9 protein-coding genes are annotated in these 12684 nt (G+C 74.7%); 1 reads left to right on the forward strand and 8 read right to left on the reverse strand.

Annotated features, from left to right (window positions below; translation table 11 throughout):
• From ACWEJ6_RS24305 to ACWEJ6_RS24340, 8 genes are all read right to left on the reverse strand, one after another.
• Nucleotides 1–1179: an ABC transporter permease gene (locus ACWEJ6_RS24305; RefSeq protein ID WP_452426344.1), complete on the reverse strand. Its 1179-nt coding sequence runs from the start codon at nucleotides 1177–1179 to the stop codon at nucleotides 1–3.
• The gene (locus tag ACWEJ6_RS24310) at nucleotides 1179–1865 is read right to left on the reverse strand and encodes an ABC transporter ATP-binding protein (RefSeq protein ID WP_449915359.1); all 687 of its coding nucleotides are present in this window, start codon (nucleotides 1863–1865) and stop codon (nucleotides 1179–1181) included. Before ACWEJ6_RS24310 ends, ACWEJ6_RS24305 begins: the two co-directional genes overlap by 1 nt.
• A complete protein-coding gene (locus ACWEJ6_RS24315; protein WP_452426346.1) occupies nucleotides 1858–3672 on the reverse strand; it encodes a peptidoglycan-binding protein in 1815 nt (604 codons plus the stop codon). Before ACWEJ6_RS24315 ends, ACWEJ6_RS24310 begins: the two co-directional genes overlap by 8 nt.
• 7 nt (nucleotides 3673–3679) lie before the next feature.
• On the reverse strand, nucleotides 3680–4576 hold the full coding sequence (locus ACWEJ6_RS24320; RefSeq protein WP_452426348.1) for a hypothetical protein: 897 nt from the start codon (nucleotides 4574–4576) through the stop codon (nucleotides 3680–3682).
• Between the two features lie 33 nt (nucleotides 4577–4609).
• Nucleotides 4610–5515, reverse strand: coding sequence for a hypothetical protein (locus tag ACWEJ6_RS24325; RefSeq protein WP_452426350.1), 906 nt, complete (start codon nucleotides 5513–5515; stop codon nucleotides 4610–4612).
• Nucleotides 5512–5835 carry a PadR family transcriptional regulator gene (locus ACWEJ6_RS24330; protein WP_189651648.1) on the reverse strand — a complete coding sequence of 108 codons (324 nt, stop codon included), beginning with the start codon at nucleotides 5833–5835 and terminating at the stop codon, nucleotides 5512–5514. Before ACWEJ6_RS24330 ends, ACWEJ6_RS24325 begins: the two co-directional genes overlap by 4 nt.
• A gap of 75 nt (nucleotides 5836–5910) precedes the next feature.
• Nucleotides 5911–8439, reverse strand: coding sequence for a glycoside hydrolase family 9 protein (locus ACWEJ6_RS24335; RefSeq protein ID WP_452426353.1), 2529 nt, complete (start codon nucleotides 8437–8439; stop codon nucleotides 5911–5913).
• A 129-nt stretch (nucleotides 8440–8568) separates the two neighbouring features.
• On the reverse strand, nucleotides 8569–11979 hold the full coding sequence (locus tag ACWEJ6_RS24340) for an ATP-binding protein (protein ID WP_452426355.1): 3411 nt from the start codon (nucleotides 11977–11979) through the stop codon (nucleotides 8569–8571).
• Nucleotides 11980–12146: 167 nt separating this feature from the next.
• Here ACWEJ6_RS24340 and ACWEJ6_RS24345 point away from each other — a divergent pair, with 167 nt between their 5' ends.
• A complete protein-coding gene (locus ACWEJ6_RS24345) occupies nucleotides 12147–12653 on the forward strand; it encodes a hypothetical protein (RefSeq protein ID WP_452426357.1) in 507 nt (168 codons plus the stop codon).
• Nucleotides 12654–12684 lie beyond the last annotated feature (31 nt).

Below are 12684 nucleotides of genomic sequence, written 5' to 3' on the forward strand. Positions count from 1 at the left end.
CTATCGCAGAGAGTCCACCGGCTGCATCTTCGCCGCCCGCAGCGCCGGATAGAGCCCCGCCAGCAACCCCACCACCGCCCCGGCCGCCGGCGCGGCCAGCGCGAGCCGCGCGTCGAGGAGCGGCGTCCACTCCCTGGCGGCCGAGACGGCGACCACGGCGACCACGCCGAGGCTCGTGCCGATCACGCCGCCGGCCAGCCCGACCAGCGTCGACTCCAGCAGGAACTGGGCGGCCACGTGCCGCCGCGCCGCGCCGAGCGCCCGGCGCAGCCCGATCTCGGGCACCCGTTCCAGCACCGTGACGAGCGTGACGTTGGCGATGCCGACCGCGCCCACGACGAGCGAGACCAGGCCGAGGATCAGGAACAGCGCGTTGACGTCGTCCTGGGCGGCGTCGCGGGCCCGGGTGGGGCCGGGCGGCGCGACCACCTGGAGCAGGTCCTCGTTGCCGGGGCTGAGCGCGACCGGCGTCTGGCCCGCGACCAGCGCGGTGGCGCCCAGGCCGGTGTTGACCAGCACCCTGGTGACCGTCCGCAGCCCGAACCGGGCCCCGGCGGTCGGCGGCACGAACACGGCCGCGCCCAGGTCGCGCTCCCGGCGCAGCCCGCCGAGCACGCCGATCACCGTGTACGCGTGGCTGCCGATGAAGACCGCGGGCGCCCCGTCGAGCCGGGTGATCCCGAGCAGCCTGGCCGCCTGGTCGCCGAGCACCGCCACCCGGTCGCCGCGCCGGACGTGCCCGGCGTCGTAGAACCTGCCGCGCAGCATCGTGCCGCGCAGGGCTCCGGGAAGGCCGGTGGTCGCGGCGACCACGGGCAGCGACTGCGTGGTGATGCGCGCCGGATCGACGATGTCGTTGGAGCGCACGGACAGGTTCGCGGTGTCCTCGCTCTCCGACAGCGCGGCGGCCGACTCCACGCCGCGCAGCCTGGTCAGCCGGTCGACCGCGTCCCAGGTCACCAGGGGGGCGCCCGGCATGCCGGGCACCTCGACGGTGATGGCCGTGGCCACCAGCGCGTCGAAGTGGCCCACGACCTGGTTGCCCGCGGTGGCGGCCACGCCGAGCGTCACGACGAGGGTGGTGATGCCGAGCACGGTGCCGAGCGTGGTGAGCGCCGTGCGCAGCGGCCGGGCCAGCAGGCCGGCGACGGCCTCGCCGGCCAGGTCGCGCAGGTCCATCACTCCTCCACCAGCACGCCGTCGGTGATCCGCACCCGCCGCTCGGCGCGCGCGCCGACCTCCTGCTCGTGCGTGATGACGACGATGGTCAGGCCCTGCCGCCGCAGCTCGTCGAACAGGTCGAGCACCGCCTCGGTGTTGCGGCTGTCGAGGTTGCCCGTCGGCTCGTCGCACAGCAGCAGCGACGGGGAGCCCATGAGGGCCCTGGCGATGGCCGTGCGCTGACGTTCGCCCCCGGACAGCCGGCCGGGCGCGAACCCCGTACGGTGTCCGAGGCCGACGCGGTCGAGCGCCGCCAGGGCCCGCTCCCGCCTGCCCTTGCGCGGCCGCCGGGTGTAGAGCTCGGCGAGCATCACGTTCTCCACCACAGTGCGGTGGGCGAGCAGGTGGAAGGACTGGAAGACGAAGCCGATCCGGTCGCCGCGCAACCTGGTCCTGACGCCGTCGGGGAGCGTGGTGGTCTCGGCGCCGTCGAGGCGGTAGCTGCCGGAGTCCGGCCGGTCGAGCAGGCCGAGCACGTTCAGCAAGGTGGACTTCCCGGACCCGGACGGGCCCATGACGGCCACGTGGTCGCCGCGGCCCACCCGCAGCGAGACGCCGTCGAGCGCGCGGACCGGCGGCTGCGCGGCGTACAGCCGGCACACGCCCGTCAGCTCGATGACCGGCTCGGCCCGCCGCTCAGGCATCGCCGACCACCACCCGGTCGCCCTCCTTGAGCGCGCCGGTGACCTCGACGTTCCCGTCGGCCGACAGGCCGGTGCGGACCTCGACGTCCCTCGTCCTGTCGGTGGCGTACTCGACCCGGACCCGGGCCCTGCCGTCGGCCGAGGTGATCACGGCCGCCACGGGCACCACCAGGACGGGGTCCTTCGTCGCCCCCACGGTGATCCGCGCCGTCACCGCGGTCCCGGCCTTGAGCCCCCTGGCCGGGCCCGGCGTGATCAGGACGGGCTGCGCCCCGCCTTCGGCCGCCGCGGAGCCCGGCACCCTCGCCTTGTCGCCCACGGCGGTCAGCCGGGCCGGGTACGACCGGCCGGTGTCCAGCTCGACGGTCGCGGGCATGCCCGCCCGCAGCAGCTCCGACTCCGCCGCCTCGACCGACGCCGTGACCGCGAACGACGAGCTCGTCACGGTGGCGACCTCCCCCTCGACGCGCTGCCCCGCCTTCACCGACACCTTGCGCACGCGGGCCGGCAGCTTCGGCAGGAACACCACCTCGCCGGGCGGGATCGAGACCCCGTACGTGCGGGAGTACTCGGCCAGCATCTCCTCGGCCGCCGCCACGTCCGCGCGGGCGCCGGTCACCTTGAGCCGGGCGGGGGAGAGCTGCCTGGCCTGGCGCAGCGCCTGCTCGGCGGTCGCCAGCGTCTCCTGGGCGGTGCGCACGGCCGCGCGCAGCTGCTCGACCCGGGCCGCGCGGGCCTGCTCGGCCTCCTTGACGATCAGGTCGCGGGCCTCCTGGGCGGCCGACAGGTCGGCGCGGGCGTTGGCCACCCGCAGCTCCAGCAGCCGCGTGTCGGCGGGCGAGGCCGTGGGCTGGGGAGCGGCCGTGGCGGCGGGCGCGGGCGCGGGCGTGCCGGTGGGGGCCGCAGTGGGGGCAGCGGTGGCGGCATTGGTGGGGGCATTGGTGGGGGCATCGGTGGCGGCCGCCGTGGGCGCGCTCGTGGGGCGGGTGCGGGCGGCGGCGAGGGCCTGCTCGGCCTCCAGCAGCCGCTCCTCGGCCGCCCGCACCGCCGAGTCGGCGGCCGACAGCCGGGCCTCGTCGGCCGGCGGCAGCTCCTGGGACCGGGCCTCGGCCAGGGCGCGGCGGGCCGCCGTGAGCCCGGTCCTGGCGTTCTTCAGCCTGAGCTTGAGCGGCAGCACGTCACGTCCCCGGTCGAGCGCCTGCTGCTCGGCCGCCAGGGTCTCCTTGGCGGTCCGTACGGCCTTGCGCAGCGTCTCGTAGGTCTGCCGGTCGGCGAGGGTGGGCCGCTGGGCCTGGTACCCCTTGGCCGCGTAGAGCCGGGTGAGCGCGGCGACCGTGGCCCGGTCGAAGACGCCGGTGGACGGCGCGCGGTGCCCCAGCCTGCGCAGCGCCCGCTGCAGCTGGGTGACGTCGTCGCCCTCGCTGCCCGGCGTGATCGTGCGGTGCATCGGCACCGAGCCGCGCAGGACGAACACCGGCCGGCCGTTGACCTCCATCAGCACCCCGCCCTCGGCGATGCGGCCGGGACGCGGCGCCCTGGTGGCCCGCTGCAGCTCGGACGCGCCGCCGACGGCCCCGGCCAGGCCGACCGGCAGCGGCGAGCCGTATTCGAGGGTGCCGTTGACCACGACGGTGCTGACCAGCCTGCGCCGCTCGACGGCGGCGGTGACCAGGGACGGTGTGGGCGCGGCGCGCCTGCTCGCCTCGTCGGCCGGCGAGCGCAGCCGGGTGCTCACCGCCCACCCGGCCAGGGCGACGAGCACGACCCCGGCGAGCACGACGGCCGCAAGCCTGCGTGGGGATCTCATGAGGACGTCAGAACGCGAACCGGTCGTTGATCTTCCGCTGGACGGCGGTCTCCTTCGGCGTGTAGGCCGCGTAGAAGTCCTTGCCGCACTCCAGGTCGTCCAGCGCCGCCTTGACCTCCTGGACCAGGTACGGCCGGGCGGCGTCGGGGGTGAGCGCCGGCATGTGGAACTGCTCGGTGTCCTTGGTCATCTTCGGGGCTTCGGGGAGGTTCTTCTGCTGCTGGCGGCCCAGCTTGTCCTGCCGGCGCATGAACTCCCGCTCCCCGCGCTGGTTGAGCGCCGACGGCTTGGCGTCGGCCACCGAGTAGCCCTTGCCCTTGAGGCAGGCGGCCATGGGGCCGGCCAGCTCCACCAGCTCGGGGTCACCGTCCAGTTCGGTGGCCTTCGCCCGCCTGTGGGCGATGGCCATCTGGGAGAAGTAGTCGATGTTCGACTTCAGTGTGAGGCCGAGGACCTGCTTGGCGGCCGTGACGACGCAGGCGTCCTTGGCCTTGTGGTAGGCGGTGAGCTGGGCGGTGGAGAGGTCTGCCTGGATCTTCATGTTGGGGTCCGGGTCGTTCTTGCCGCCGGGGCCTTCCAGCTCCCCGGGGTAGACCTGCAGGGCGAAAACGCCGAATCCGTATTTGGCGCGATATTTCTTCATCGCCTGGTAGTCGCCGGAGTTGCGCTTGCGCTCGTCCTCGCTCTTGTCCTCGGGCTTCACGTACGGCATGTACGTGAAGCCCTTCTGCTTCATGCAGTCGGCCTTGGCCGCCTCGAACTGGTGCTTCTTGTCCTTGGCGGCGGCGGCCTGCGACGGCTGGGCGGTCTCGGCGCCGCCGGTCGGCTCGGCGGCGCCCCCGCAGCCGCAGAGCACGGCCGCCGAGAGCGACATGGCGATGGCCAGGCGGGATCTCTTGAGCATGGCGGAGACCATACTCCGTTTAACGAAGTATGGTCAATCCAGGCAATGCCGCCGCTGGCGGAAGGGCGCGAAGGCGGCCCCCACGACCAGCAGCGCGAGCACCCCCCAGTAGGCCAGGTGCTGCCGGGTCAGGGCGTCGGAGTGCAGCACCAGCTCGCCCGACGCCGTCGCCAGGTAGATCGCCGCCGCCAGCGTCCACCGGTGGTCGCGGGCCAGGTAGGCGCTCCCCGCCGCCAGCCCGAACGCCGCCGCCTCCACGACCAGCCTGCTCAGGCTGAGCGGGAACCTCGTGGAGTCCTCCATCCACTCGGGGCCCGCCCAGCTCGCCGCGACGACCGCCGCCCACCACCACCACGACCTCGTGCGCGGCGCCCGCCGCAGCACGAGCAGGCCGGCCAGCGCCACCGCGTAGGTGCCCGCCACCAGGTAGGGGTCGCTGTCCATGAACAACGGCCGGACCTGGAGGAACGTCGGATAGACCGGTAACAGCGTCGTGTCGAACGGCTGCCACCACCCGCCGGCCAGCGCCACCGCCTTGGCCCCGGTGAGCAGCGTCAGCGCCGCCGCCGTGCGCAGCCGTCCGCGAGCGGTCGCCAGCAGCGTGAGCGCCGACAGCAGCGTCCAGAGCGGCAGCGTGCCGGCGTAGGGCAGCAGGGCGGCCAGGTTCGCCGCCGCGATGGCGGTGACGGCGAGGTGCACGCCGTCCTGCCAGGGGCTGCCGCTCGCCAGGTGGACGATCCGGCTGCGCACCCCGCCCCTGAGCAGCCCCCACGCCTCGCGCGGCACCGGGACGCGCCGCCCCGGCGCGGCCGATTCGAGCAGCACGTCGAGCAGCTCGTCACCATGGGCCGCGCGGTAGGTCCTGGGATAGGCGAGCAGGAGCCTGCGGTAACGCCGTTCGAGCGCGGACGCGGCTCGCGCGGACCCGACGGCCGTCATCCGGCCGACGGCCGCAGGACGAGCGAGGCGGCCGCCTGCATGCGTCTCGCCTCCGCCTCCACCAGCGCCTGGCCCTCGTCGGTGATCCGGAAGTAGCGCCGGTTGCGCCCGTTCACCGTCTCCTCGCGGTCGACGGTGATGACGCCGCGCTCGTTGAGGCGTTCCAGGATGCCGTAGAGCGTGCCGACGGAGGGCTGCACCCGGCCGCCGGACAGCTCCTTGACCGACTTGCTGATCGCGTGGCCGTGCAGCGGGCCGGCGCGCAGCGCGGCGAGCACGAAGTACATCGGCTCGCTGACTTCTGAGGTTCCCCTGGGCATGGGGGAGACAGTATTCCGTTCAACGGAGTGTGGGCAACGCGGGCGGACCCCCGCAAGGGCCGCCCGCGTCGCGCGTCACCGGCAGCGGTCGCCGTTGAGGCGGAAGACCTCCGGGGCCGGGTTGGGGCCCGAGGCGTGCGTGCCGACGAAGCCGAACGTCACGGACCCGCCGGGCCTGATCCGGCCGTTGTAGCCGAGGCTCCGCGCCGTCACCACCGCCCCGGACTGGGCGAGCTCGGCCCCCCAGCCCTCCTTGATCCGCTGGCCGCCGGGGAACGACCACCTCAGGGTCCAGCCGTTCACGCTCTCCCGGCCGGTGTTCTCGATCACGATCTGGCTGGTGAAGCCGCCGGGCCACGAGCCGTGCGCCGAGTAGCGCACCCGGCAGGCGGACCGCTCGCCCTTGTCCGCCAGGAACGCCGAGACCCACGCCAGCGGCGAGTTCCAGTTGATGGTCAGCTCGTTGGTGGACCAGGACTCGATGTCGTCGACGTAGCAGAACTGCGGCTTGCAGCCGCGCAGCAGCCGCTGGGCGACCGGGTCCTGGATGGCGGAGTTGGGGCCGCCGGCCAGCGAGCCGCGCGGCGGGTGGGGCAGTGCGTGGTCGAGCTGGTGGGCGTACCAGCGGCTGTGCTGGTTCTGGGCGGAGACCTCGCCGTAGCCGGTGACGTAGGAGATGTTGAGCGCGTTGCGGCCGAGCAGGTAGTCCATGCCCTCCCGGACGGCGGCCCGGTACTTCTCCTCGCCGGTCAGGTCGTAGGCGGTGGCCATGACGACCAGGTTGTTGAGGACCAGGTTGTTGGAGCCCCAGTCGAAGTCCGCCGGCGCGTACGGCAGCCCGTACGGGTGCGCCCGCTGCACCGCCAGGTACTTGTCGGCCCCCTCGACGACCGACTGCCGCACCTTGTCCCGGCCCGGCAGCGCGTTGGGCACGGTCGCCAGGCCCAGCCGGCCGAGCTGGGCGGTGTTGCCCCAGTCGAAGCCGCGCTCGCGCCAGATGTCGCCGGTGTGGTGCGGCGAGGCCAGCACGAAGTCCGCGAACTCCTTCTCGCCCGTCGTGAGGTAGAGCTCGGCCGCCGCCCAGTAGAACTCGTCGGTCACGTCGGCGTCGTCGTAGGCGCCGCCGCCCACGCCGTCGGCGGGGCTGGCGTACCGGGCCGGGTTCGCCTTCGCCGCCGTCCACGCCTTGCGCGCCGCCTTGAGGTTCCGCGCCGCGAACGCCGCGTCGTAGGGCGCGAACAGCCGGGCCGCCTGCGCCGCCGTCGCGGCCAGGTTGAGCGTCGCGGCCGTGGACGGCGGGTGCAGCTCGCGCTTCTGCGGGTCGAGGTGCGGCAGCAGCGGCAGGCCGGTCCAGTTCTGGTCGTGCACCTTGTGGTGGGCCATCCCCGCGTACGGTTCGCCGTCCGGCACCTGCATGCTCAGGATGAACTCCTGCTCCCAGCGGGCCTCGTCCAGCACGTCCGGGACGCCGTTGCCGCTCTCGGGGATCTTGAGCTGGCCGTCGGTGAAGGCGGCCCGGTCGCGCTCGTAGGCCGCCATCAGCTGGTGCACCGCGATGCCGCCGTTGACGACGTACTTGCCGTGGTCGCCGGCGTCGTACCAGCCGCCCTTGACGTTCAGGGTGTAGTCGCAGCCGCCCGCCTGGCAGGGCACGTCCGTGTCGCCCTGGTTGGGGGACGTGCCCGCGTGGCCGGCCGGGCGTCCGTAGCCGGGGCGCAGGCTGTCGAGGATCTCGATGCCGCTGCGCTGGGTGTAGTAGAACTTCAGCGCGTCCGTGGGGAGGGAGTCGTACACGTCCGCGCCGATGTCGAACGGCCTGCTGGTCTCGCCGTCGGCGGTCAGCGTGTAGCCCTGGCCGGGCTTGGCGTAGGCGCCGAAGTCGATGATGTGCACGTTCTGGCCGGAGCTGGCGTCCATGCCCTTGGGGACGGTACGTCCGTTCGCGACCCTTTCCTGCGCGGCGTTCCGCAGCTCCCAGTCCAGAGGTGTGGTGGCCTCGGTGACCAGGGTGGCCTTCTTGGGGCCCGAGGGCAGGTAGCCGACCATGTTCACGCGGACGCGCGGGCCCGTGTCCGGCTCGTAGACCTCGGGCTCGGCGCCGCCCTTGAGCGACACGTCGTCCATGCAGAACCTCCAGGGCTCGGCGCTGCCGCCCAGCTGGAACGCCACCTGGGCGTTCGGCAGCGAGACCGGGGCGGTGAAGGTGTAGGAGTAGTCGTCGCCCGAGACGCTCAGCTCCGGGGCGGCCGACAGGTACTGCGTCCACGGGTCCACGGGGAGCTGGATCAGGGCCTTGCCGACCTTGGCGGGGGTGGCGGAGGCCGAGAACCTGTAGGCGTAGGTGTCGCCGGCGACCAGCGGGACGCCGTCCTGGCCGATGATGACGTCCCAGGGGTTGGCGGTGCCGCCGGGGACGTCGGCGCACAGCCTGCCGCCGTCGATGGTCAGGGTGGTGTTGCCGGTGCTCCACCAGGGGGCGGTGCCGGCGTCGAAGGTGCCGTTCACGATCTGCTCGGGTCCCTCGTCGGCGGCGCGGGCGGACGCGGCGGGGGACAGGGCGACCATGGTGAGGAGGGCCAGCAGCGCGGCCCGGCATCGGGTCATGGAGGTCCTTCGGGGGGTTGGGAGCGCTCCCAATGGAGCGAACCCGATCCTCCTTGCCCACCGCCGCCCCGTCAACGGCTGCACCCGATCAGTCCCGAACACCCTGAAACTTTCACGGCCGGGGCCGCTTCACCTGCCGGGGGATCGTGACAGCCCTGCCTCACGGGCCGGATCGTGACAGCTCCGCCTGTCACGGGCCGGGGAGCGTGACAGGCCGGATGTCAGGTGGTGGAGGAGGTCGGTGGCCCTGCGGTGGTCGTAGGCGGTGGCCAGGCGGTCGGCGGCGGCCACCGCCTGTTCGGCGGCCCGGACGGCGGCCCGTCTCCTGCCCGCGGCGGCCAGCGCCAGGGCGCGCGCCCACCCGATCCTGGCCGCGGCGCCGGGGTTGCGGGCCAGGTAGCGGGTCAGGTGGGCGTGGAGGCGGCGGGCGGTCGCGCGGTCCACGTGGTCGCGTACGTGCCACAGCAGCTCCGCCAGCCCCGACCAGCACTCCAGCATGCCGGGCTGCGCCGACGGCAACCCGTCCGCCATCACGAGCGCCCGAACCAGCGCCCCCCGCACCTCAGCGACGGCAACCGCCACCAGAACCCCCGAGGCCGCCCCACCCTCCGGGACCTGCGCGGCCGTCGCCCCTTCCGGTGCCGCCGCGCTCACCGGTGCCGCTGCGGTCATCGCCGGCTGGTGGGGAAGGGTGGTGAGGCGGGTGGTGGCGGTCAGGAGGCGTAGGGACTGGATGGTGTGCAGGGACGGGCTGTCATGGAGGCCGAGCCGGGCGGCGAGGGCGCGCCGCCGTGCCACGGACGCGCGGGCCGCCGCCAGCACCTCCGCGATCCGCTCGGCGGGCACGTCGTCGAGCCGCAGCAGCGCCTCCGCGCGGCCCGCCAGGCACCAGTGGCGGCCGATGTCGTCCCCGCCGACGCGTCCGACCGACAGCTCCTCGGTCTCGGCGAACAGCTCCGCCGCCTCGGCGAACTTCCCCTCCCACAGGGCGGTCTCGGCCAGCATGCCCGCGCAGTTCTCCGCCATCCGGGGGTCCAGCGTCCGGGCCCGTCCCTCGGCGAACGAGCGGCGGGCCGCCCCGAACGCGCCCGAGTGGAGCTGGTCCAGCCCGCGCGCGAGTCGTGCCCGGCTGGCCGCCTCCGTCGGGTGGGGGACGCCGTCCAGTGCCCGGTCGGCGAGTCCGCCGTAGCGGGCGGCGAGTCCGTGGCGGCCCGCGATCCGGGCGATCGTCGCGAAGTTCGCGTACGCCTCGGCCCGCAGGGCGGGGTCCGGCGCGCGTTCGGCGGCGTTGAGCTGGCGGAGCGAGGCCACCAGCATCGTCGGCAGGTCCTGCTGGTGGTAGGCGAGCCGGGCCAGCAACGTGAGCGCCTGGGCGGCCTCCGCGCCGGCCGCGTCCGTCCGCCGCGGCGGCGCCAGGCGATGGACGACCTGCCGCACGGCGGCAGCCGGCACACCCACGACGGCCCCGGCCGGGCCGGTGGGGAGTGGTTCGCCGAGGGTGGTCAGTGCGGCTCTGGCCAGGTGGGCCGCCTCCCCCTCCCGGGCCAGCTGGTACGCGCTGACCCCCGCCATCCGCGACCACCGCGCCCGCAGGCACGGCACGTCCACGCCGCTCTCCAGCCGCCGCCCCACGACGGCCGCCGACTCCTCGTACAGGCGTAACCGCAGGCACAACGTCCAGTAGTGGTCGAGGAAGGCGGGGTCGCCCGAGGCGGCCCAGGCCGTCCTGATGTTGTCCAGGTCGGCGCCGAGCACCCGGACGGCCTCGGTGTCCGACGCGTCCTGCAGCGCCGTGGCGTGCCGGTCGAGCAGGCGGGCGAAGCAGGCGGCGTGCCGCCTCCGCACCGCGTCGCGGGTGGCCGGGTCCTCGGCCAGGCGGGCGGCGGCGAACTGCTGGACGAGCGGGTGGACCGCGTACCGTCCGGCCGGGGTGAGGTGCAGCATGCTCTGGTCGACCAGGCGGACCAGCACCCGCGGGGTCGTGCCGGCGACCTCCAACGCGTGCGGCAGCGTACAGCCGCCGCCGAACACCGACAGCGCCGCCAGCGCCGCCCGCTCCGGCGGCCCGAGCAGGCTCCAGGACGTCTCGAAGACCGTCCTCATGCACGCGTGCCGCGGACGGACGGCGGGACCGCCGGCCGTGAGGAGCTCCAGGTCCACGCCGAGCCGCCGGGCCAGCTCCGCGCACGGGACGGCGCGCAGCAGCCCGGCCGCCAGCTCGATGGCCAGAGGGAAGCCACAGGTGGCGGCGCAGATCGCGGCCACCATGGCGGCTTCGGCGTCGGGGTCGAAGGACGGCTGCGCCTGCACCGCCCTGGCCGCGAACAGCGCCTCGGCGGCCGGCCCCGGCAGCCCCGCCACCTCGACGGCCACCTGGCCGGGCAGGTCGGGACGCCGCCGGCTGGTCGCCAGGACCCGTACGCCGGGCGCGGCGCGCAGGATCTCGCCCACGACCGCGTCGAAGCCGGGAAGGTGCTCCAGGTTGTCCAGGACGAGGAGGAGCCGGCGTCCGGCGAGGGCGGACAGCAGGAGGTCGAGGGCGGGACGCGGCGGCGAGAGGTCCACGCCGAGGCGGCGGGCCAGCGTGGTGACCGCGGCCTCGGGACGTACGCCCACGAACGAGACGAACGCCACCTCCCGGCCGTCACGAACGGCGGCGGCCGCGACGGCCAGCCGGGTCTTGCCGACCCCTCCGGGCCCGACCAGCGTCACCAGCCGCCGCCCCGCCACCAGCGCGCGCACCCGCCGGACCTCGTCCGCGCGCCCGACCAGCGCGGAACCGGGAACGGGCAGGGCCGCCCGCCCAGCCCCGGCCGGGCGGGCGGGGCCGGGGCCGGCCGTCGCGGCGGTGGTGCGGCGGGGGAGCAGGTCGCGGCGCAGGGCCTGGGTCTCCGGGGCGGGGGCGACGCCCAGTTCGGCGGCCAGCCGGTGGCGCAGGTCGTCGTAGCAGGCCAGCGCCGCCGCCCGGTTCCCCGCCCCGGCCAGGGACGCCATCAGCAGCCGGTGCGCCTCCTCGTCGAACGGGTCCAGCGCCGCCACGATCCGCGCCAGCCGCACCACCTGCGCGGAACCGTCGGCCCCGGCCTGCGTGAGCAGGTCGCGCAGCAGCGCGCGCACCCGGCCGCGCTCCTCCGCCAGCCAGCCCGCGAAGGCGGGGGCCTCGACGCAGACGCCGTCCAGGAACTCCCCGCGCCACAGGCGCAGCGCCTGCTGGACCGTCGAGGCCGCCATGAGCTGCCGGTGGTCCACGAAGCAGCCGTCCCGGTCGCCGAGGAAGCGGACGTGGTCGCGGGTGATGTCGAGCCAGCCGCCCACCTCCCTGCGCAGCTCCGACAGGGCCAGCCGCAGGCTGCCGCGCGCGTTGGCGTCCGGGCGCTCGCCCCACAGCAGCGCGGCCAGCTCCGGCCGCGACCGCGGCCCGGTCGTGGTGGCGAGGTAGCACAGCAGCGCCCTGGACTTGGCCGCACGCAGGCCCACCGGCGCGCCCCCGACGGCCAGGTCGGGCGGCCCGAGCAGCAGCAGGGTCAGCGACTCTCCCATGGCGGACGACAGTAGGCGCGCCCGCCCGGACAGACCGCGCCAAAAGCCACAGACAGCGCGTGTTCCGCGCCACTGACCTGTGCTCTCACGATGTGCTCACGACGCCGTCCGCACTCTGGGACCGGCTTCGCGAGAGCCGCGAGGCACGGACCGAAGGACACGACAGCATGCACGCTCACCGACTGATCGCCACGCTCGCCCTGGCCGCCGGCGTCGCCGCCCCCACGGCCCTGACCGCGGGCCCGGCCACCGCCACGGCCACCGCCACGACCGCCGCCACCACCGCTTCCTGCGTCATCACCCTGTACGACATCGACGCCAACAACGTGGCCGAACGCGACGGCAAGGACGAGCTCCGCTTCAAGGTCGACGGGAACCTGTTCCCCAGGTTCAGCGCGAACTACTTCTCGATGAAGACCGGCGGCGACGGCGACCCGGCCGACTTCGAGTACCCGTCCACGCTCCTGGTGGGCAGCGAGGACGTCAAGTTCGACCTGCGCGAGGTCACCCCGCCGATCGTGGGCGAGGGCGACAGCCTGGGCAAGGCCACCGCGCGCGGCTCGGTCTGCGCGGGCCTGGCCGTCGGCGCGGACACGACCGAGACGACCATCGTCGAGGGCACCGACGAGACGGACTACACCTACACCGTCCGGCTCAAGCTGACCAGGCAGTGACCCCAGGCGGCCTGACCTGCGCAGGGCCCCG

Source organism: Nonomuraea sp. NPDC004702 (genome assembly GCF_053601695.1).